Origin of the sequence: Microbacterium telephonicum (assembly GCF_003651225.1) — a bacterium.
Lineage (GTDB): Bacteria > Actinomycetota > Actinomycetes > Actinomycetales > Microbacteriaceae > Microbacterium > Microbacterium telephonicum.
In genome coordinates, this window is record NZ_RCDB01000001.1 from 596,391 (window position 1) to 618,180 (window position 21,790).

Sequence of the window (21,790 nt, forward strand, 5' to 3'; positions counted from 1 at the left end):
CCGGTTCGCCGGTCATCTCAGCGCCGCCGGGCGGCGGGTGTCAGCTCGTTCTCGCCGTAGCTGTCGTCGTCGGGATTGAGCGTGACCCCGGGTGCGACGATCGCGTCGATCGCGTCGAGGACGTCGTCCGACAGCGTCACGTCGAGTGCGGGGAGCGCCGTCTCGAGGTGTGTCATCGTCCGCGGGCCGACGATCGCCGAGGTGACGGCGGGGTGGCGGATGACGAACGCGATCGCCAGTTCGGTCATCGACAGGCCGGCGTCGTCGGCGACCTGCTGCAGCCGGTCGACGGCGTCGAGCTTGCGCTGGTTCGCCGGCACGGTCATGTCGAAGCGCACGGCGGCGCGGGACCGTGAGGTGGGGGCGTTCCCGCCTCCCCATTTGCCGGACAGCCAGCCCGCGCACAGCGGGCTGTACGTCAGCACGCCCATGCCGTGCCGCTGCGCGGTCGGCAGCACGTCGGACTCGATGCCGCGCACGAGCATCGAGTACGGCGGCTGCTCGGTCGCGAAGCGTTCGAGGTGGCGCTCACGCGCGGTCCACTGGGCCTCGACGATGCCGCTCGCCGAGAACGACGACGATCCGATGAGGCGCACCTTGCCCTGGTGGACGAGATCGGAGAGCGCGCCGAGCGTCTCGGCGACGTCGGTGTCGGGGCTGGGGCGGTGCACCTGGTAGAGGTCGAGGTAGTCGGTCTGCAGCCGGCGCAGCGAGTCCTCGACGGCCCGGAAGATCCAGCGACGCGACGAGCCGCGGTGGTTCGGGTCGTCGCCCATGGGGTTGAAGAACTTCGTCGCGAGCACGACGTCGTCGCGGCGGCCCTTGAGCGCCTTGCCGACGATCTCCTCCGACCGCCCGTCCGCGTAGATGTCGGCGGTGTCTACGAAATTGACGCCCGCGTCGAGGGCGGCGTGCACGATGCGCACGGCGGCCGGCTCGTCGTCGTCGCCCCACGGGCCCAGCATCATCGTCCCCAGGCACAGGGGGCTCACGCGCACCCCGGTGCGCCCCAGCGGTCGGTACTCCATGCGCCCGACCCTACTCGGACCGGGTGGCCCGGCATCCGCTCACCCGTCGCTTCTGGCGACCGGCCGGCCCGTCAGCCCGCCACAGGTGACGGCCGAGCAGATGCCGGCGGTCTCAGAGCCGGGTCCAGGCCTCCGTCAGCACACCGCGGAGGATCTGCTCGATCTCGTCGAATTCGCTCTGGCCGATCGTGAGCGGCGGGGCGAGCTGGATGACGGGGTCGCCGCGGTCGTCGGCGCGGCAGTACAGGCCGGCGTCGAACAGCGCCTTGGAGAGGAACCCGCGGAGCAGTCGCTCGGACTCGGCGTCGTCGAAGGTCTCCTTCGTCGCCTTGTCCTTTACGAGCTCGATGCCGAAGAAGTAGCCGTCGCCGCGCACGTCGCCGACGATGGGCAGGTCGGTGAGCTTCTCGAGGGTGCGGCGGAAGGCGGGGGAGTTCGCGCGCACGTTCTCGACGAGACCCTCCTCCTCGAAGATCGCGAGGTTCTCGAGGGCGACGGCCGACGAGACCGGATGCCCGCCGAAGGTGTAGCCGTGGGGGAACGAGACCGTGCCGTGCGCGAACGGCTCGTAGATGCGGTCGCTGACGATCGTGCCGCCCAGCGGCGCGTATCCGCTCGTGACGGCCTTGGCGAACGTGATCATGTCGGGCTGGTATCCGTAGGCGTCGGCACCGAAGTAGTGCCCGAGGCGGCCGAACGCGCAGATGACCTCGTCCGAGACGAGCAGCACGTCGTACCGGTCGCAGATCTCCCGCACCCGCTGGAAGTATCCGGGCGGCGGCGGGAAGCAGCCGCCGGAGTTCTGCACCGGCTCGAGGAAGACCGCGGCGACCGTCTCGGGACCCTCGAACTGGATCATCTCCTCGATGCGGTCGGCCGCCCACACGCCGAACTGCTCCTCGGTGGTGCCGGCGAAGCCCATCTCGCCCGCGCGGTAGAAGTTGGTGTTCGGCACGCGGAACCCGCCCGGGGTGACCGGTTCGAACATCGACTTCATGCCCGGCAGACCCGTGATCGCGAGGGCGCCCTGCGGGGTGCCGTGGTAGGCGATCGCGCGGGAGATGACCTTGTGCTTGGTGGGCTGACCCTGCAGCTTCCAGTAGTGCTTGGCGAGCTTGAACGCCGTCTCGACCGCCTCGCCGCCGCCGGTCGAGAAGAACACCTTGTTCAGGTCACCGGGGGCGAGGTCGGCGATCTTGTCGGCCAGCTCGATCGCCGCCGGATGCGCGTACGACCAGATCGGGAAGAAGGCGAGCTCCTCCGCCTGCTTCGCGGCGGCCTCGGCCAGGCGTCGCCGTCCGTGACCGGCGGCGACGACGAACAGTCCCGACAGCCCGTCGATGTACTTGCGACCCGTCGAGTCCCAGATGTGGTGGCCCTCGCCCTTGACGATGATCGGCACCCCCGACCCCTCGGTCATCACGGACTGCCGCGCGAAGTGCATCCACAGGTGGTCGCGCGCCATCTCCTGCAGTTCGGCATCGGTTCGGGTCATGGTGTCCTCCTCGTGTTCACGGTACTGCGGGTGTTCCTCGCGGGCAGGCGCTCAGTGGCCCCGGCCCGAGATCCAGTCGGCGACGCGGGCGACGGATGCCGTGCGCGCCGTTCCGCGCGCCTCGACGCGGTCGGCCCAGTGGTAGGCGCCGTAGATGGCCTGCACGGCCAGCCAGCGCAGCGGCTCCGGCTCCCATCGGCGGGCCCGGTGTCCGACCCAGGGCAGGGCGACGAGGTCGGTGTCGCGCCGCAGCACGAGATCGGCGAGCGTACGACCGGCGAGGTTCGTCGTCGCGACCCCGGTACCGACGTAGCCGCCCGCCCAGCCGAGGCCCGTCGCCGGATCGTGGCCGACGGTCGCGGCCCAGTCGCGCGGCACTCCGAGCACTCCCGACCACGCATGCTCGACCGGCACCCGCGCGGCGGCGGGGAAGAAGTCGCGCAGCAGCGCCGTGAGCGAGCGGATCGTGCGCTCCTGCGTGCGGCCGTCGCCGTCGACGCGCGACCCGAAGCGGTACGGCACGCCGCGGCCGCCGAACGCGATCCGGCCGTCGGCGGTGCGCTGCGCGTACATGTAGACGTGCGCCATGTCGCCGAGGGTCGCCGCATCCGACCAGCCGATCTCGTCCCAGACGGATGCCGGCAGCGGAGCCGTGACGACGAGAGACGAGTTCATGGGCAGCCAGGTGCGGTGCTCGCCGCGCAGGTCGGGGGTGAAGCCCTCGGTCGCGCGCAGCACGTGACCCGCGCGCACCGTCCCGCGGGCCGTTTCGGCGCGCCCTGCGGAGATCGCGGTGACCGCGGTGTCCTCGTAGATCGTCACGCCGAGGCGCTCGACGGCGGCGGCGAGGCCCCGGGCGAGCTTGGCCGGGTGGATGCGGGCGCAGTGCGGATGCCAGATGCCGCCGGTCGCGCCGTCGACGCGCACGTGGTCGGCGGTCTGCCGCGGCCCCCACAGCTCGACGTCGGTGTGCGGCTGGGCGGCCTCGGAGCGGAACCACGCCTCCAGGCGCGCCTGCTGGGCGGGGCCGCGCGCGACGTTGAGTTCGCCGCCGACACGGATGTCGGCGTCGATGCCCTCCGCGGCGGCGACCCGCACCACTTCGGCGACCGTCTCGTTCATGGCCCGCTGCTGGCGGGCACCGGCATCCGCGCCGTACTGCTCCCGACCGCCGGTGACCGAATTGGTGAGCCAGCCGCCGTTGCGCCCCGAAGCCCCGAACCCCGCGAAGCGCCGCTCGAGCACGGCGACACGGAGGTCGGGCTGCAGCGTCTTCAGGTAGTACGCGGCCCACAGCCCGGTGTAGCCGGCGCCGACGATCGCCACGTCGACGTCGAGGTCGCCCGGCAGCGCCGGTCGCGGTACCGGCAGCCCGAGTTGCTGCCACCAGAACGAGACGCCGCCGTTGCCCGTCACGTCAGGCTCGTCATCACGTGCTTGATGCGGGTGTAGTCCTCGAACCCGTAGACCGAGAGGTCTTTGCCGTAGCCGGAGTGTTTGAAGCCGCCGTGGGGCATGTCGGAGACGAACGGGATGTGCGCATTGATCCACACGCACCCGAAGTCGAGGTCGCGGCTGAAGCGCATCGCGCGGGCGTGATCGCGGGTCCACACCGACGCGGCGAGGGCGTACGGCACGCCGTTCGCGAGTGCGAGCGCCTCGGCGTCGTCGTCGAAGGGCTGCACCGTGAGCACCGGGCCGAACACCTCCTGCTGCACGAGTTCGTCGTCCTGCCGGACGCCGGTGACGATCGTCGCCTCGAAGAAGCAGCCCGTCGAGCCCTGGCGTGCACCGCCGATCGCCACCCGCGCGTGGGCCGGGAGGCGCTCGAGGAAGCCGGTCACGCGCGCGAGCTGGTCGGCGTTGTTGAGCGGGCCGAAGAACGCGTCGGGGTCGTCGGGGGCGCCGGTCTTCGCGTGGCTGCGGGTGCGGGCGACGAGACGCTCGACGAGCGCGTCGTGCACCTCGCGCGCCACGAGCACGCGGGTCGCGGCCGTGCAGTCCTGACCGGCGTTGAAGAACGCGGCGCTGGCGATGCCCTCGGCGGCGGCGTCGAGGTCGGCGTCGGCGAACACGAGCGCGGGCGCCTTGCCGCCGAGCTCGAGGTGCACGCGCTTGAGCTGCGTCGCCGCGGACTGCGCGACCTGCATCCCGGCGCGCACCGATCCGGTGATCGCCACGAGCTGCGGGGTCGGGTGCTCGACGAGCAGTCGGCCGGTCTCGCGGTCGCCGAGCACGACGTTGAGCACGCCGGCGGGGAGGATCTCGGATGCCAGCTCCGCGAGGCGCACGGTCGTCTGCGGCGTCGTCTCGCTGGGCTTGAGCACGACGGTGTTGCCGGCGGCGATCGCCGGTGCGATCTTCCAGATCGCCATGTTCAGCGGGTAGTTCCACGGCGTCACCTGCGCGACGACGCCGATCGGCTCGCGCCGCACGAACGAGGTGAACCCCGCGGCGTACTCCGCGGCGGCACGCCCGTCGAGGTCGCGTGCGGCACCGGCGAAGAACCGCAGCTGGTCGACGGACTGGTCGATCTCGTCGGCGACGAGGCTCGCCCGCGGCTTGCCGGTGTCCTGCGATTCGAGGTCGGCGAACTCCTCCGCGTGCGCCTCGAGCGCGTCGGCGAGGCGGAACAGCGCCAGCTGACGCTGGGCGGGGGTCGCGGCACGCCACGCCGGGAAGGCCGCCTCGGCCGCGGCGAAGGCGGCATCCACGTCGGCCGCCGTCGAGGTGCCCGCCTGTCCGTACACCTCGCCCGTCACGGGACTGACGAGGTCGAGAGCGGGGCCGGATGCGGCGACCTGTCGGCCGCCGACGACGTTGTGCAGCACGACGCCCCGCCGCATCACGCGATCGCCTCGTCGGCGACGTCGAGAGCGCGGTCGATAATGTCGAGTCCGCGGATGAGGTCGTCTTCGGAGATCACGAGCGGTGGGGCGACGTGCACGCGGTTGAAGTGCGTGAACGGCCAGAGTCCTGCCTTCTTGCACGCCGCGGCGACGGCGGTCATCGGGGCCGCGTCGGCTCCGGCGGCGTTGAACGGCACGAGGGGTTCGCGGGTCTCGGCATCCTTCACCAGCTCGATCGCCCAGAACAGGCCGCGGCCGCGCACGTCGCCGACCGACGGATGCCGCTGCGCCATCGCGGCCAGGCGAGGCGCGACGATGCGGTCGCCGAGGTCGCGCACGCGCTCGAGGATGCCGTCGCGGCGGAACACCTCGAACGTCGCGACGCCGGCGGCGCACGCGAGCGGGTGTCCCGAGTAGGTCAGGCCGCCCGGGAACGAGACGGTGTCGAAGTGGGAGGCGACGGCATCCGAGATGAGCACGCCGCCCAGCGGCACGTACCCGGAGTTGACGCCCTTGGCGAAGGTGACGAGGTCGGGGACGACGTCGAAGGCCTGGAACGCGAACCATTCGCCGATACGGCCGAAGCCGACCATCACCTCATCGGCGATGTAGAGGATGCCGTACTTGTCGCACAGCGCCCGCACCCCGGGCAGGTAGCCGGGCGGGGGCACGAGGACGCCGTTGGTGCCGACGACGGTCTCGAGGATGATGGCGCCGATCGTCGAGGCGCCCTCGAGGATGATCGTCTGCTCGAGGTGCTCCAGGGCCCGCGCCGTCTCCTGCTCGGGGCTCGCCGCGTGGAACGGGGACCGGTACGGGTACGGGCCGAAGAAGTGCGCCACCGACCCGTCGGCCGGCTCGTTGGCCCACCGGCGCGGGTCGCCGGTGAGGGTGATCGCCGTCGACGTGTTGCCGTGGTAGCTGCGGTACATCGACAGCACCTTGCGCTTGCCGGTGACGATCCGCGCCATCCGCACCGCGTTCTCGTTCGCGTCGGCGCCGCCGTTGGTGAAGAACACCTTCTCCATCCCGTCGGGGGCGACGGCGGCGATCTCGCGCGCGAGCTGCCCGCGCACGTCGTTGGCCATCGACGGCTGGATCGTCGCGAGCCGGCCCGCCTGCTCCTGGATCGCGCGGACGAGGTCCGGATGCTGGTGACCCAGGTTGAGGTTCACGAGCTGGCTCGAGAAGTCGAGGTACGTGTTCCCTCGGTAGTCCCAGAAGCTCGCCCCCTCGCCGCCCGCGACGGGGAGCGGATCGATCAGCGCCTGCGCGCTCCAGGAATGGAACACGTGTCCGCGGTCGTCCGCGCGCACCCGCGCATCCGCCTCGAGGTCGATGAAGGTTTCGGTGGTCATCGTCGGAGTCCTGATCGGGGTCAGTGGTTGCTGGGGAAGCCGAGGCTGATCTGGCTCTCGCTGGGGTCGGGCCAGCGGGAGGTGACGACCTTGCTGCGCGTGTAGAAGTGGATCGACTCGGGGCCGTAGATGTGCGAGTCGCCGAACAGTGAGCTGCGCCATCCGCCGAACGAGAACGCGCCCACCGGCACCGGGATCGGCACGTTGACGCCGACCATGCCCACCTCGATGTCGAACTCGAATTGCCGCGCCGTGCCGCCGTCGCGCGTGAAGACCGCGGTGCCGTTGGCGAACGGGCTCGTGTTGACCAGTTCGACGGCCTCGTCGTACGACGCGACGCGCACGACCGAGAGCACCGGTCCGAAGATCTCGTCGTCGTACACCTTCATGCCCGGCCTCACGTGGTCCACGAGCGAGACGCCGAGGAAGAAGCCATCGCCCTCGAAGTGCTGAGCCGTGCCGTCGACGACGACCGTCGCGCCCTCGGCGGCGGCGCCGGTGACGTACGAGGCGACCTTGTCGCGGTGCTCGCCAGTGATGAGCGGGCCCATCTCGCTCGCCGCGTCGGTGCCCGCACCGATCGTCAGGCCGGCGACCCGGTCGGCGACCTTCGCGACGAGGGCGTCGGCGACGTCGTCGCCGACCGCCACGAGCACCGAGACGGCCATGCAGCGTTCGCCGGCGGATCCGTAGGCGGCCGACACCGCGGCGTCGGCGGCGGCGTCGAGGTCGGCATCCGGCATGACGACCATGTGGTTCTTCGCGCCGCCGAGCGCCTGAACGCGCTTGCCGTTCGCGGCGGCCCGCTCGTAGATCGAACGGGCGATCGGGGTCGATCCGACGAAGCTCACGGCCCGCACGTCGGGGGAGTCCAGCAGTGCGTCGACGGCGACCTTGTCGCCCTGCACGACGTTGAGCACGCCGGCGGGGAGTCCCGCCTCCTCGTACAGCTTCGCGAGGAACAGCGATGCCGACGGGTCCTTCTCGCTCGGCTTGAGCACGACCGTGTTGCCGCACGCGATGGCGGATGCCGTCATCCACAGCGGGACCATGACGGGGAAGTTGAAGGGGGTGACACACGCGACGACGCCGACGGGCTGCTTCACGGAGTGCACGTCGACGCCGCGGGAGACCTGCTCGGAGTGCTCGCCCTTGAGCAGGTGCACGAGGCCGGCGGCGAACTCGACGTTCTCGATGCCGCGGCTGATCTCGCCCTTGGCGTCGGAGAGCACCTTGCCGTGCTCGCTCGTGATGATCGCGGCCAGTTCGTCGGCGCGGTCGACGAGCAGCTGACGCAGCCGGAAGAACACGTCGGCGCGCTTGATGAGGCTCGTGGCGCGCCACGACGGCAGCGCCGCGGCGGCGGCGGCGATCGCGGCATCGGTCTCGGCGGTCGACGCGAGGGCGACCTCGTGCTGGGCGCGCCCGGTGGCGGGGTCGAAGACGACGCCGGTGCGCTCGGACGAGCCGGATTCGGCGCCGGCGATGTGGTGGCGGATGAGGGCCATGGGAGCGTCCTTCGGAGGGGAGAGGGCGGCACCGGACAGATCGACCGGGACGCCTAAGCTGATCTGCACCCCAGTGTCACAGAGCAGGAGTCAGGATGCAGGCGCCCGAACGTCGCAAAGAATCCGCAATCCGGACGGATCGTCCGACCACGCCCGGCGGGCTGCCGTCGGTGCGCGAGGTGCTCGAACTCGATGCCGTCGCCGCCGGCCGGCCGGAGGTCTTCGGCGAGGACGACTGGCTCGACGCGCCGGTGCGCTGGGTGCACGTCTCCGACAGTGCCGGCGTCGCGCGTCTGCTCGACGGCGGCGAACTGCTCCTGTCGACCGGGTCGGCGTGGCCCGCCGAGCCCGCCGAGCTGCGCGCGTTCATCGCCGAACTCGCCGACGCGGGGCTGTCGTGTCTCGTGCTCGAACTGGGCACCCACTACCGCTACGTCCCGGCCGTCGTGCTCGCCGCCGCACGCGAGCGGCGCCTGACCCTCGTCGCGTTGCACCGCGAGGTGAAGTTCGTCACGCTCACCGAGCACGTGCACCGCCGGATCATCGCCGACCAGTCGGCCGCCCTGCAGGCCCGCGAAGAGGTGCGCACACGGTTCACCGCCCTGGCGCTGCGCGGGTCGCCGGCCGACTTCATCGTCGCGCAGCTCGCCCAGACGCTCGAGGCTCCCGTCGTGCTGGAGAGCCTCGCGCACGACGTCATCGTCGCCGACGTGCCGCCCTCCCGCGAGGAGGAGGTGTTCACCCGCTGGGAGGTGCGCTCGCGCATCGCGCACCGCGGTCACACCGACGCCGACGAGCGTCTCATCGTCCCGGTCGAGGCCCGCGGCATCCGCTGGGGGTATCTCGTCGCGCTCCCCGGGCCGGAGCATCCGGCCGGGCGCGCCGCCGTGCTCGAGCAGGGGGCCATCGCCCTCGCGCTCGGGCGCCTCACCGACGCGGAGGGCGACGAGTGGGCCCGCGTGGGGCGTCGCGCACTCGTCGACGGCCTGCTGGCCGGCCGGTTCACCGGGCACGCGGGGGCGACGTCGCGCGTGGAGGCCTCGGGGCTGCCGATCGAGGGGGCGCAGCTGCTGGGCGTCGTCGCCTCGGGTGTCGAGGTGCGCGCGGATGCGCCCGACGCCGCCGCGCGAGCCCTCGGCGGACGGGCGGTCGCCGGTGCCGTCCCGGGAGGCGCGGCCGGCGTGGCCGTGCTGCTGTCGCTGCCGTCACGGGTGCGGTTCGACGACGACGCCGCGCGCCGCTTCGCCCGCGCGCTGAGTCCTCACGCGGAGCGCATGGTCGTCTCGGTGGGCGCGGCATCCGTCGGTCTCGACGGCGCGCTGGCATCGTTGCAGGAGGCGATCGACCTGTCGCGCAGCGCCGGCGACCGGGCGGGCCGCGGGCCGCAGATCCGCCGTGTCGAGAACCGCCCGCTCGCGCGGTTCGTCACGGCGCTGCGCGACGACCACCGCCTGCTCGACCACGGCGAGCGGATGCTGGCGCCGCTCATCGAGTACGACCTGTCGCGCGGCGGCGACCTGCTCGACGTGCTGGGGGCGATGCTCGCCCATCCCGGCAACCGCACGGCGGCGGCATCCGCGTCGCATCTGTCGCGCTCGGTGTTCTACCAGCGCATCGCGCTGATCCAGGAGCTGTTGGCGGTCGACCTCGACGACGGCGAGGTGCAGGCGGCGCTGCACCTCGCGCTGCTCGTACGCCGCTCCGTCGCGCGCTGACGCCCCGCCCACCCGCTCACCAGCCACAAGCGGCGACTCGGATGCCGTCCCCACCCACCGAAAGTGACTGTTGAGCGATGGGGCGCGGGCGCCGGGGGCGCCGGGTCAGACCAGGTAGACCTTGCGGAGGGTCTCGTGCACCGTCCAGACCGTCTGCATCCCGGCCTCCAGTCGCACGACCGACCCCGGCCGCAGCTCGATCGGATCCTGCGGCGGGTCGGTGAACTCGACCGTGCCGGAGCCGGTGACCACGACGAACACCTCATCGATCTCGGTGTCGCGCATCGCGCCGGCGGTCATCTCCCACACGCCCACGCCCATGTCCTCATCGAGGTCCATCGAGCCGGTCTTCGGCGACCCCGACACGATCTGCGCCGGCGACACCGCCGTGAGCGGGACCGCCACGGCGAGGGCGTCGATCACGACGCCCGCCTCCATCTCCCCGTCGTCACTCACGAGTCGAACCCCAATCCCAGCTTGTCGAGCGTCTTCAGCAGCAGGTTGCGCCGGCCCTGGTTGTGGTCGGCGCGGTCGAGCGACCATCGTGTCACGTTGATGCCGATCGCCGCGGCCGGTTCCGGCGGGAACGGCAGCGGGCGCCCCCGCACCATCTCGAGCTCGGTCTTCTCGTTGCGGACACCGGCCAGGAGGTCGAGCATCACGTCGGCGGCGAAGCGCGTCGAGCCGACGCCCAGGCCCGTGAAGCCGGCGGCGTAGGCCACGCGGCCGCCGCGGGCTGTGCCGAAGAACGCCGTGAACTGCGTGGACGTGTCGATCGCGCCCGCCCACTGGTGCGAGAACCGCAGCCCCTCCAGCTGCGGGAACGTCGTGAAGAAGTGGCTCGCGAGCTTGTTCCACACATCGGGGCGCTGCTCGTACGACGGGTCGACGCGGCGGCCGTAGTGGTACAGCGCGTCGTACCCGCCGAACAGGATGCGGCCATCCTGCGACAGCCGGTAGTAGTGGAACTGGTTGGCCATGTCGCCGATGCCCTGCCGGTCGTGCCAGCCGATCGCGTCGAGCTGCGCGTTGCTGAGCGGCTCGGTCATGAGCGCGTAGTCGTAGACCGGCACCGTCATCAGGCGGTTGCGCTTGAGCAGCGACGGGAACACGTTGGTCGCCAGCACCGCCTGGTCGGCGTCGACGCGGCCGTGCTCGGTGACGACCGTGACGCCCGTGCCGGACGTGTCGAGGCGCTGCACGCGGGAGCGCTCGAAGATCTCCACGCCACGCTCCTCGGCGACACGGGCGAGCTCCGCCGCCAGCCGCGCCGGGTGCACGAGTCCGCAGGTGGCCTTCTCCCACACCGCGGCCAGATACGTGGGGGAGGCGACGGCGGCCTGCGCGGCATCCTGATCGAGGAAAACGACGTCGGGGTCGCCCTCCGCCGCCCATTCCTCGAGCCAGGCGACCTCGTGCGGCTCGATCGCCGGGGCGAATTCGCCCGTGCGCTCGAACTGGAAGTCCATGCCGTACTCGGCCTCGCTGGCCTGGATCGCGTCGAGGTTCTCCCGGCCCAGCCGGTCGAGCAGCGGCAGCTCGTCGGGCCAGCGGTTCGCGCCGTTCTCGTGCCCGTGGGTGAGGCTCGACTCGCAGAATCCGCCGTTGCGGCCGGATGCCGCCCACCCGGTGCGGTTCGCCTCGACGACCACGACGCGCCGGCCGGGGTCGCGGGTCTTGGCCAGCAGTGCGGTCCACAGCCCGGTGTAGCCGGCGCCGACGATCACGAGGTCGGCGGTGACCGTGCCGTGCAGGGGCGGGCGGTCTGGCCGCAGCTCCTCTGGCAGGTCGTCGATCCAGAACGCGCCGGTGCGCGTCTGCTCGAGGCTGTGGTCGATGACGGATGCCGAGGGCACACGTCTTTCGAAGACGGTGGTTCCCACGGGTATCACTTCCTATCGGGGTGTTGCGGGTGTGGTGCGGGAGGACGGCGGATGTCGGGACTCTACGCGTCGTCGGCGGCGTACACGCGGGCGCCGTCGACGAACGTCTGCAGCACGCGTGTGGCGCCGATCCGGTCGGCGGGTCCGTCGAACGGATCGCGGTCGAGCACGGCGAGGTCGGCGAGCTTGCCGACCTCGATGGTGCCGGTGGTCGCGTCGAGGTGGTTCACCCACGCCGATCCGGCGGTGTACGCGGTGAGCGAGGTGGCGAGGTCGATGGCCTGCTCGGGGAGGAACGCGTCGTACTCGCCCTCCTCGTACCCGGGGGCGGCCCGGCGGTTCACCGCGGTGTGGATCGCGGCGAGCGGATCGGGGGAGCTCACCGACCAGTCCGATCCGGCAGCCAGCACGGCGCCGGAGCGCAGCAGGTCGCCGAACGGGTACTGCCACGCCTCGCGGGGCGCGCCCAGGAACGGAAGCGTCAGCTCGACCATCTGTGGCTCCAGCGTCGCCCACAGCGACTGCATGTTCGCCGCGACGCCGAGCCGGCGGAACCGCGGGATGTCGTCGGGGTGCACGACCTGGATGTGGGCGATGTGGTGCCGGTTGTCGCCGCGGCCGTTGCGGGAGATCGCGTGCTCGACGGCGTCGAGGCACTCGCGCACCGCGCGGTCGCCGATCGCGTGGAAGTGCACCTGGAACCCGAGGGCATCCAGCTGCGGCACCACCTCGCCGAGCACCTCCGGCGGCACGAACGAGATCCCGGAGTTGTCGGTGGGGTGCCCGTGGCCGTCATGATAGGGCTCGAGCATCGCGGCGGTGAAGTTCTCGGCCACGCCGTCCTGCATGACCTTGATCGTCGTCGCGCGGAAGCGCTCGCCGGTGAACCGGTCGCGCTTGTCGACGAGGTCGGGGATCTGCTCGGCGCCGCGGGAGCGGTCGAACCACAGCGACCCGACGACACGTCCGGTGAGCAGTCCCTCCTCTTCGGCGCGCACGTAGCTCGGCGCGGGGTCGGCGGCGTCGCCGTACTCGGAGCCGACGATCGCGTCCTGCCAGGACGTGATCCCGAAGGAGTGCAGGTGGCGCTGGCCGAGCAGCAGCGCCTCCAGCATCCGGTCGGCGGAGTCCTCCGGCAGCAGCCGGTTCACGAGGGTCATCGCGCCCTCGTGCAGCGTGCCCGACGGGGCGCCGCCGGCGAGGCGCTCGATGCGCCCGTCGGCCGGATCGACGGTTCCCGCGTGGATGCCGGCGCGTTCGAGCGCGCGGGAGTTGACCCACGCGCCGTGCCCGTCGCGGTTGGTCAGGAACACCGGGCGGTCGGGCACGATCGCGTCGAGGTCGGCGGCCGTGGGCGTGCCGCCCGGGAACGCCGACATCTGCCAGCCGCCGCCGAGGATCCATTCCTCGTTCGGATGCTGCGCCGCGTACGCGGCGATGCGCTCCAGGTACTGCGGGCGCGTCGCATCGCCGGAGAGGTCGCAGCGCAGCATGTCGAGCCCGCCCCACACCGGGTGCACGTGGGCGTCTTGGAAGCCGGGCACCAGCATCCGCCCCGCGAGGTCGACGACCTCGGTCGACGGTCCGATGAGCCCCCGCACCTCGTCGCCGCCGACGGCGACGATGCGGCCGGCCCGCACGGCCACCGCCGACGCGCGCGAACGCACGGTGTCGGCGGTGAAGACCGGGCCGCCGGTGAACACCAGGTCGGCGTGCATCAGCCGCCCGCCATGGTGCGGGCGATGTCGGTCGCCGAGTCGCCGGCGCGCTTGAGCACGACCGCCACGACCGCGAGCGCGATGAGGGTCAGCACGAGCATGACGGTCGAGACGGCGGCGACCTCGGGGCGCAGACCCGAGCGCACGGCCGACAGGACGTACACCGGCCACGGCGTCGTGCCGGAGACCTGCACGAACGCCGCGACGATCGTGTTGTCCAGGCTCAGCGTGAACGCCAGCAGGAAGCCGGCGAGCACGGCGGGCAGCGCGAGGGCGAGGGTGACCCGGCGGAAGGTGGTCACGGGCTTCGCGTACAGATCACTCGAGGCCTCTTCGAGATTGGCGTCCTGACCGACCAGGCGCGCGCGCACGATGTACGAGACGACCGCGGTCGCGAACAGCGACGAGCCGATCGACAGGCGCACGATGCCGTCGTTGAACATCGTGACGCCGAGGTCCTGGCCGAGCCAGACGAACCAGGGGAGGAGCGCCACGGCGTCGACGATCTCGGGCGTCACCGACACGAGCAGCAGCAGGCCGAGGAACCACCACACCCACTTGCCCGGGTAACGCGCCATCGCGATCCCGGCGAGCGTGCCGAGCGTCGTGGCGATGATCGCGGAGATGAGCGCCGTGATGAGCGAGACGCGCACCGCGTTCTGCACCGCGGGCTTGTGCAGGATCGTCGCGAACGCGTCGAAGCCGAACGAGTCGAACGACACGAGCAGGCGTCCGGTGTTGAACGAGTAGACGACGATGACGATGATCGGCGCGAACAGGAACAGCAGCACGAGCACGCCCCACAAGTTCAGGGCGATGTCGGTCCACGACCGGTGCGAGCGCTTGCCGCTGCCGAGCATCGAGCCGTCGCGCTGACGCAGGATCGTCTCGGTCTTCGTGACGCTCATCGGACCGCCTCCTCGGTTGCGGATGCTGCGGCGGTCGGCACGGGATCGAGCTCGACGCGGTTGCGATGCCGGAACGGGAGGGCGACGAGCCACAGGAGGAGGGCCGCGACGCCGATCGTCGCGGTGATCACGAGCATGAGCACGACGGCCATCGCCGAGCCGAGCGCCCAGTTCTGGGCGGTCTGGAACTGGCTGGCCACGAGCTGGCCGATCATGTTGCCCTTGGCGCCGCCGAGCACCGTCGCGGTGATGTAGTCGCCCATGAGCGGGATGAACACGAGCAGCACGCCGGCCACGACACCGGGGCGCGACAGCGGCAGCGTGACGCGGAAGAACGTCGACACCTTCCCGGCGCCGAGATCCTTCGACGCCTCCCGCAGTGCCGGGCCCACGCGGTCGAAGGCGACGAACAACGGCAGGATCATCAGCGGCAGGTAGTTGTAGACGACGCCCAGCAGCACCGCCTGACGCGTGTAGAGCAGGTCGAGCGGCCCGCCGAGCAGTCCCACCGACTGCAGCGCGGTCGACAGCCAGCCCTCGGGGGCGAGGATCACCTGCCAGCCGATCGTGCGGATGAGGAAGTTCGTCCAGAACGGGATGAGCACGAGCGCGATGAGCAGTCCGCGCCGCTCGGGCCGCACCTTGAACGCCATCCAGTACGCGACCGGCGCTCCGATCAGGAAGCACAGCGCCGTGCCCAGCACGCCGACCCACAGCGTGTTCTGGAACGTCGTCAGGAACGTCGGCGAGAACGCCTCGACGTAGCGGTCGAACGACAGCACGTCGTTGGCGTGCGTGCCGAAGATGCCGGGCTTGTATCCGAAGCTGAACCAGACGACCAGGCCCACGGGGGCCACGAAGAACACCAGCAGCCACACCCAGGCGGGGACGGCCAGCGCCCCACCCCAGGAGCGACGCGGCGAGGTCTCAGGCACCCGCGGCGGCCTTCATCTCGTTCCAGATCTCCACGCGCACCGTCTGCGAGTCGTTGAGCTCCTGCTCGTGCATCGTGGACAGCTGCTCGTCGGTGAAGAAGATGAGCTCGGGCAGTTCGAGGCCCTCGGCGGTCGCTGCGGCCTCCATGTCCTTGCCGCCCACGTGGTAGCCGATGTAGTCGAGGTTCAGCATGAGGTTCTCGGGCGTCATCGAGAAGTCGATGAACGCGTGCGCGGCCTCGGGGTTCGGGGCGCCCGCGGCGATGGCCCAGTTGTCCATCCACAGTTCGGTCGACGGGCCGGGCAGCACCCACTGCCAGCGGTCGGGCTCGCTCGATTCCAGCAGGCCCAGGCGCGCGTCGCCGTTCCACGCCTGCATGAGCACCTGCGTGCCCTGCGGGATCGCGTTGGTGCCGGGGTAGGAGTCGAAGGCGGCGATGTGCGGGGCGAGCTCGTTCACGAGGAAGTCCCGGCAGGCCTGCAGCTCGGTCTCGTCGGTCGTGTTCCAGTCGGCGCCCTTCGCCCAGAAGTACGAGCCGATGATGCCGGCCGGGTCGTCGGACATGCTCGTCTTGCCGCTGGCCTCGTTCATGGCGGCGTCGAAGAAGTCGTCCCAGGTGGACAGCTCGCGCGTGATGACGGTCTTGTCGTAGACGTATCCCGTCGTCCCCCACGCCTTGCAGACGGAGTAGTCGTTCTCGGGGTCCCACGCGCGGCCGAGGTAGGCCGGATCCATGTTCGCCAGGTTCGGGAGCAGGTCCTTGTTGAACTTCGTGAGTAGGCCGTTCTCGATCATCTGGGGGATGAACACGCCGGTCGGCACGACGATGTCGTATCCGGAGGTGCCCTTGGCGGCGACGAGCTTGGCGATGAGCTCCTCGTTGGAGCTGTAGGAGTCGAGCGTGACCTTCGGGCCCATCTCGCTCGTGAAGTTCGCGACGACGTCGGGGGAGTCGTAGTCGCCCCACGTGTACACCGACAGGCTGCTCTCCAGGGCGCCACCGGTCGCCTGCGCCGACGGGTTCGCGCCGCCTGCGGGCGTGCAGGCCGCCAGCAGCGCGGCGCCGCCGGCCGCGGCGGCGAAGGAGAGGAAACGGCGACGCGACAGCTCGCGGGCGATCACCGGCACGGCGCTCTCGTGGGCGAGGACGCGGATCGGGGTGCGGGACTCGGGCATCGGGGCCTCCAGGGGTCTCGGTCGGTGTCGGGTACAGCGGTGGATCGGGTCGTTCGGGTGGATCGGGTCGTTCGGGTCGCGGGGTGGGCCGGATGCCGGGGCGCGGACGCCCGGCATCCGTGCGCCGGTCAGGCCGTCGGTGGGGCGATGTAACCGCCGGCCTCCGCGGCGTCGTCGGCGGGGAACAGCAGCACGTGCGCGGGCGACCAGCTGCACACGACGGCGTCGCCGACGCGCAGATCGGGCGCCTCGGGGGTGGGCCGCCGCGAGATGAGGCTCTGCTCCTGGTCGGTGCCGCCGTGCAGCCGCACCAGGTACTGCATGGTCTCGCCGAGATGTGACAGGCCGATGAGCTCGCCGCGCACCGCGTTGGCCTCCGGCAGGTCGGAGCCGGGTGCGTCGGCGTCGATGCGCACGTTCTCGGGACGCACCGCGGCCTCGCCGCGCGCAGAGCGCAGCGGATCACCGGCCGACCGTGCCAGCACGTGCGGCGACGCGACGGCGGTGCCGCCGTGCGCGCTCTCGCCGCGGAAGAAGTTCTGCTGCCCCACGAACGCCGCGACGTACGCCGAGGCGGGACGCGCGTACACGGTGTGCGGATCGGCGAGCTGCTCGATGCGTCCGGCGCGCATGATCGCGATGCGGTCGCTCATCGACAGGGCCTCGCCCTGGTCGTGGGTCACGAAGACGAAGGTGATGCCCAGTCGGGCCTGCAGCAGTTTGAGCTCGAGCTGCATCTCCTCGCGCAGCTGGCGGTCGAGCGCGCCGAGGGGCTCGTCGAGCAGCAGCACCGACGGGCGGTTGACGAGGGCGCGGGCGAGTGCGATGCGCTGCTGCTGCCCGCCGGAGAGCTGCGTCGGCTTGCGGTCGGCGAAGCGGCGCATCTGCACGAGGTCGAGCGCCGACGACACGCGCTCGCGCACCTCCGCCTTCGGCGTGCGCCGCTGCTGCAGGCCGTAGGCGATGTTCTCGGCGACGGTCATGTGCGGGAAGAGGGCGTAGGCCTGGAAGACCGTGTTGACGTCGCGCTTGAACGGGGGTGCGCCCAGCACGTCGGTCCCGGAGATGCGGATCGACCCGGCATCCGGATGCTCGAACCCGGCGATCATGCGCAGGGTGGTCGTCTTGCCGCACCCCGACGGGCCGAGCAGCGACAGGAACTCACCGGGTCGGATGCGCAGGGAGAGATCGTCGACGGCCACCTGGTCGCCGTACCGCTTGGTCACGCCGGTCAGCGTGACGTCGCCGCGGTCGACGTCGAGGTCGGGGCTGTCGATCGTCGTCTCGGGTGCCGACGTCACAAGATCTCCGCTCTCATGCTCCGCCCTGGAACACGTGCGGTCATTCAATACGTCCGAATCCGGCGGTGCAATGAATGCGCGGCGGAACCGGACGAACCTGTTCACCGGAAGGTCCGTCCCGACACTTTGTCCGGACGCGCTTCACCTGCGCGAAACACCCGCGTCGCGCGCCGGTGCATGGCAGGCTGTCGTGCGTCGGGCGATCGTCGTAGCGCTTCGACGATCCCCATCACCCTCGCCGAGGAGGCACCGTGACCGACGTCCGACCGATCATCCCGGGGTTCTATCCCGACCCCTCGATCTGCCGTGTGGGGGACGTGTACTACGTCGTGAACTCGAGTTTCGAGTACCTACCGGGCCTGCCGATCCATGCGAGCACCGACCTCGTCACGTGGCGGTTCGTCGGCAACGCGCTCACCCGTCCGAGTCAGATCCCCGAGCACCGGGGCAACCCGAGCGGCTCGGTCTACGCGCCGACGATCCGCCATCACGACGGACGCTTCTGGATCGTCTGGACCGACACCAACCAGCACGGTGCCGGCGTCGGGCAGCTGCTCGTCCACGCCGAGGATGCGGCCGGCCCCTGGTCGGATCCGGTCGAGATTCCCGGCACCGTGGGCATCGACCCCGACCTCAGCTGGGACGAGGACGGCGTCTGCCACCTCACCTGGGCACCGCACGCCGAGCACCTGCATCCGCTGGGCACGGTGCCGATCGATCCCGAGACCGGGACGCTCCTGGCCGAACCGCGCCTGCTGTGGCGGGGGACCGGTGGGGCCCATCCCGAGGGGCCGCACCTGTACCGCATCGACGGCTGGTGGTACCTGCTCGCCGCCGAGGGCGGCACCGAGCGCGGCCACTCCGTGACGATCGCCCGCGCGCGCACCCTCGACGGGCCGTTCGAGCCGGCGCCGACGAACCCGATCCTCACGCACCGCGGCATCCAGCACCCCGTGCAGAACGCGGGCCACGGCGACCTCGTGCAGCTCGTCAACGGATCGTGGGCCATGGTGCACCTCGGCGTGCGCCCCCGCGGCGCGACGCCCGGCTTCCATCTGAACGGCCGCGAGACGTTCCTCGTCGGCGTCGACTGGGTCGACGGCTGGCCCGTCGTCGACGAGGGGCGCTTCACCGCGACGCCCGTCGACGCGTCGTTCCACGACGACTTCACCGACGCCGCGCTGGCGGGTCGCTGGCTCGGCGTCGGCATGTTCCCCGAGACGTTCACGGAGCCGACCGGCGACGGCGGCGGCGTCGTGGTGCGCGCCGGCCGCGGCCCCGGCATCCCGCTGCTGTGCGTGCGCGCCGTCGACGAGGAGTGGACCGTCGACGCGCGGGTCGACGCGGCAGGAGGCGTCGCCGCGCTCGAGGTGCGCATCGACGAGGCGCACTCCTACGCGCTCGTCCATGACGGTCGCACCGTGTCGGCGGTGCTGACGATCGGACCGGCCGTCTCGACGCTGGCCACCGTCGAGTCGGGGCCGGAGGCCGTCCTGCGCCTGCGGGCACGGCTGCCCGAGCCCACCTCGCGGTGGGGCGAGCCGCAGCCCGACATCGTCGATCTCGTGGTCGTGTCGGCAGAGGGCGCGGAGACCGTGCTCGGGTCCGCGGACGGCCGCTACCTTTCCACCGAGGTCGCCGGGCTGTTCACGGGACGCGTCGTCGGCGTCCGCGCGGTGTCGGGGGACGTGGTGCTCCGCTCGTTCTCGTACACGGCCGGCCCCCGCGACGCGGGCGACGGCCGCGCCGCAGACCACGGGGCCGCGGGCTAAAGGCGCGGGAGCGCTCCCAACCGTTACGCGCTCGTTGCCTGGATCCGTTTGACGGATCCGGATGCGGGCGTTACATTCATCGAAGCGGTTCGATTGTTGGAGCCGCGAACAAATCGGGCGACGGAAGTCCGGTTGCACGAAGGAGTGACATGGATCGGCGGACGACGCGCGAGATCCCCCGCACATCGGCGGTGGGCGCATGACCTCGCAGGCGGTTCTCACCGAGGTGGCGGCGTCCACCATCGAGGAGGGTGCCGAGCAGAAGCAGCGCCGTCGCGGTGCGCGCAAGCCGCGGGAGGCGGGCGGCAAGAAGTCGTTCGTGATGTTCCTGTGCATCCTCCCGTTCATCGTGCTGGTGTTCCTGTTCGCGTACTTCCCGCTCTACGGGTGGATCTACTCGCTCTACGACTACAAGCCGGCGCTGGGCCTGGAGGGCTCGGAGTTCGTCGGGCTGCAGTGGTTCCAGCTGCTGGTGAGCTCGCCGACGCAGATGCAGCAGATCGGCCAGGTGCTGATCAACACGCTCGCCATCAGCTTCCTCGGCATCGCGACATCGGTGCTCCCGCTCGCGTTCGCGATCTTCCTCAACGAGGTGAAGGCGCCCTGGTTCCGCAACTCGGTGCAGACGCTCACGACGCTCCCGAACTTCATCTCGTGGGTGCTCGTCTACATGATCGCGTTCTCGCTGTTCTCCAGCTCGGGGCTCGTGAACAACGTGCTCGGCGACTGGGGGCTCATCACGGCGCCGATCAAGTTCCTCGACACCGATCAGAACGTCTGGCTGACGATGACGCTGTGGTCGATCTGGAAGGGCCTCGGCTGGGGTGCGATCATCTACCTCGCGGCGATCAGCGGCATCGACCAGGCGCTGTACGAGTCGGCCGAGATCGACGGCGCGGGACGCTTCCAGAAGATGTGGTACATCACGGTGCCCCAGCTGATGCCCACGTACCTCGTGCTGCTGCTGCTGTCGATCGCGAACCTGCTCAACAACGGCATGGAGCAGTACTACGTGTTCCAGAACGCGTTCAACAAGCAGTACATCCAGGTGCTCGACCTGTACGTCTACAACATCGGCATGACCGGTAACAGCCTGTCGATGGCGACGGCGATCGGCATGCTCAAGTCGATCATCTCCGTCATCCTCCTGCTCACCGTCAACGCGATCGCCAAGCGCGTCCGCGGCCAGTCGATCGTCTGAGGTACCCGGAATGACCACCCTGACCAAGCACACCGCGGTCCGCTCCGGCGGCGACGTCGTCTTCTCGATCGTCAACTACACGGTCTTCATCCTCATGGCCGTGCTGTGCGCGTACCCGTTCTACTACCTGATCATCAACTCGATCAGCGCCAACGACGTCTCCGCGCTCGGCGACGTGCGCATCTGGCCGGTCGACATCCACTTCTCCAACTACGAGAAGGTGTTCCAGCTGCCGGGCCTGCCGATGGCGACGCTCGTCTCGATCGGCCGCACCGTGATCGGCACGGTCGCCACCGTGTTGGCCTCCGCGTTCCTCGGGTTCATGTTCACGCAGTCGCGGATGTGGGGACGCAAGTTCTGGTACCGGTTCGTCATCATCACGATGTACTTCTCGGCCGGCCTCATCCCGATCTTCATCATCATGAAGACCCTCGGTCTGACGAACAACTTCTGGGTGTACGTGCTGCCGTTCATCGTGCAGCCGTTCAACATCATCCTCGTCAAGACGTTCGTCGAGTCGATGCCCGCGTCGCTGCAGGAGGCGGCCGAGGTCGACGGTGCAGGCATCCTGCAGATCTTCTTCCGCATCTACCTGCCGAACATGACCCCGATCCTCGCGACCGTGGCGATCTTCTCCGCGGTCATGCAGTGGAACATGTTCCAGGACACGCTGATCTACGTCACCGACCAGTCGCTGTACACGCTGCAGTACCTGCTCTACATGTTCATCAACCAGGCGTCCTCGCTCGCCCAAGCGGCGCAGGATGCCGGGGGCAATCTGTCGTCGATCGTCGGGGCCGCGACCTCGCAGACTCCCACATCGATCCGGATGACGGTGTCGGTGCTGGTCGTGCTGCCGATCATCTTCGTCTACCCGCTCTTCCAGCGCTTCTTCGTGAAGGGCATCATGCTCGGCGCCGTCAAGGGCTGACGCGCCGTACA

General features: G+C 70.6%; 17 protein-coding genes. 4 read left to right on the top strand and 13 right to left on the bottom strand.

Going from position 1 to position 21,790, the window contains the following annotated elements; translation table 11 throughout:
* Nucleotides 1–17: 17 nt before the first annotated feature.
* The 6 genes from C7474_RS02980 to C7474_RS03005 all read right to left on the bottom strand — a co-directional run bounded on the left by C7474_RS02980 (nucleotide 18) and on the right by C7474_RS03005 (nucleotide 8,238).
* Nucleotides 18–1,028, bottom strand: coding sequence for an aldo/keto reductase (locus tag C7474_RS02980; protein WP_121057453.1), 1,011 nt, complete (start codon nucleotides 1,026–1,028; stop codon nucleotides 18–20).
* Nucleotides 1,029–1,140: 112 nt separating this feature from the next.
* Complete coding sequence (locus C7474_RS02985; protein ID WP_121057454.1) at nucleotides 1,141–2,523, bottom strand: aspartate aminotransferase family protein; 1,383 nt, start codon at nucleotides 2,521–2,523, stop codon at nucleotides 1,141–1,143.
* 51 nt (nucleotides 2,524–2,574) lie between these two features.
* Nucleotides 2,575–3,939, bottom strand: a complete 1,365-nt coding sequence (locus C7474_RS02990) for an NAD(P)/FAD-dependent oxidoreductase (protein WP_121057455.1) — start codon at nucleotides 3,937–3,939, stop codon at nucleotides 2,575–2,577.
* Complete coding sequence (locus tag C7474_RS02995; RefSeq protein WP_121057456.1) at nucleotides 3,936–5,369, bottom strand: aminobutyraldehyde dehydrogenase; 1,434 nt, start codon at nucleotides 5,367–5,369, stop codon at nucleotides 3,936–3,938. The genes C7474_RS02990 and C7474_RS02995 overlap by 4 nt, the downstream gene beginning before the upstream one ends.
* Nucleotides 5,369–6,730, bottom strand: a complete 1,362-nt coding sequence (locus tag C7474_RS03000) for an aspartate aminotransferase family protein (protein ID WP_121057457.1) — start codon at nucleotides 6,728–6,730, stop codon at nucleotides 5,369–5,371. The genes C7474_RS02995 and C7474_RS03000 overlap by 1 nt, the downstream gene beginning before the upstream one ends.
* A 20-nt stretch (nucleotides 6,731–6,750) precedes the next feature.
* Nucleotides 6,751–8,238, bottom strand: a complete 1,488-nt coding sequence (locus tag C7474_RS03005; RefSeq protein WP_121057458.1) for a CoA-acylating methylmalonate-semialdehyde dehydrogenase — start codon at nucleotides 8,236–8,238, stop codon at nucleotides 6,751–6,753.
* 95 nt (nucleotides 8,239–8,333) lie between these two features.
* Here C7474_RS03005 and C7474_RS03010 point away from each other — a divergent pair, with 95 nt between their 5' ends.
* On the top strand, nucleotides 8,334–9,953 hold the full coding sequence (locus C7474_RS03010) for a PucR family transcriptional regulator (RefSeq protein ID WP_241965071.1): 1,620 nt from the start codon (nucleotides 8,334–8,336) through the stop codon (nucleotides 9,951–9,953).
* Nucleotides 9,954–10,058: 105 nt separating this feature from the next.
* Here C7474_RS03010 and C7474_RS03015 read toward each other — a convergent pair whose 3' ends face one another.
* The 7 genes from C7474_RS03015 to C7474_RS03045 form a co-directional block, all read right to left on the bottom strand.
* On the bottom strand, nucleotides 10,059–10,409 hold the full coding sequence (locus C7474_RS03015) for a cupin domain-containing protein (RefSeq protein WP_241965072.1): 351 nt from the start codon (nucleotides 10,407–10,409) through the stop codon (nucleotides 10,059–10,061).
* Entirely contained in the window at nucleotides 10,406–11,836 is a 1,431-nt protein-coding gene (locus C7474_RS03020; RefSeq protein ID WP_121057460.1) for an NAD(P)/FAD-dependent oxidoreductase, read from the bottom strand. The genes C7474_RS03015 and C7474_RS03020 overlap by 4 nt, the downstream gene beginning before the upstream one ends.
* 62 nt (nucleotides 11,837–11,898) lie before the next feature.
* Nucleotides 11,899–13,554 carry an amidohydrolase gene (locus tag C7474_RS03025; protein WP_241965073.1) on the bottom strand — a complete coding sequence of 552 codons (1,656 nt, stop codon included), beginning with the start codon at nucleotides 13,552–13,554 and terminating at the stop codon, nucleotides 11,899–11,901.
* Nucleotides 13,554–14,414: an ABC transporter permease gene (locus tag C7474_RS03030; RefSeq protein WP_121057877.1), complete on the bottom strand. Its 861-nt coding sequence runs from the start codon at nucleotides 14,412–14,414 to the stop codon at nucleotides 13,554–13,556. Before C7474_RS03030 ends, C7474_RS03025 begins: the two co-directional genes overlap by 1 nt.
* Nucleotides 14,415–14,458: 44 nt before the next feature.
* A complete protein-coding gene (locus C7474_RS03035; RefSeq protein ID WP_121057461.1) occupies nucleotides 14,459–15,397 on the bottom strand; it encodes an ABC transporter permease in 939 nt (312 codons plus the stop codon).
* Nucleotides 15,390–16,574: a polyamine ABC transporter substrate-binding protein gene (locus C7474_RS03040; RefSeq protein ID WP_121057462.1), complete on the bottom strand. Its 1,185-nt coding sequence runs from the start codon at nucleotides 16,572–16,574 to the stop codon at nucleotides 15,390–15,392. Before C7474_RS03040 ends, C7474_RS03035 begins: the two co-directional genes overlap by 8 nt.
* 128 nt (nucleotides 16,575–16,702) lie before the next feature.
* Nucleotides 16,703–17,875 carry an ABC transporter ATP-binding protein gene (locus tag C7474_RS03045; protein WP_199692350.1) on the bottom strand — a complete coding sequence of 391 codons (1,173 nt, stop codon included), beginning with the start codon at nucleotides 17,873–17,875 and terminating at the stop codon, nucleotides 16,703–16,705.
* A 251-nt stretch (nucleotides 17,876–18,126) separates the two neighbouring features.
* On the opposite strand from C7474_RS03045, the gene C7474_RS03050 reads away from it, so the two are divergent.
* The 3 genes from C7474_RS03050 (at nucleotide 18,127) to C7474_RS03060 (ending at nucleotide 21,779) form a co-directional block, all read left to right on the top strand.
* Complete coding sequence (locus tag C7474_RS03050; RefSeq protein WP_121057463.1) at nucleotides 18,127–19,647, top strand: glycoside hydrolase family 43 protein; 1,521 nt, start codon at nucleotides 18,127–18,129, stop codon at nucleotides 19,645–19,647.
* 199 nt (nucleotides 19,648–19,846) lie between these two features.
* Nucleotides 19,847–20,848 (top strand): ABC transporter permease, encoded by a 1,002-nt coding sequence (locus C7474_RS03055; RefSeq protein WP_121057464.1) that lies wholly within the window; start codon nucleotides 19,847–19,849, stop codon nucleotides 20,846–20,848.
* Between the two features lie 10 nt (nucleotides 20,849–20,858).
* Complete coding sequence (locus C7474_RS03060) at nucleotides 20,859–21,779, top strand: carbohydrate ABC transporter permease (RefSeq protein ID WP_121057465.1); 921 nt, start codon at nucleotides 20,859–20,861, stop codon at nucleotides 21,777–21,779.
* Nucleotides 21,780–21,790: the final 11 nt, after the last annotated feature.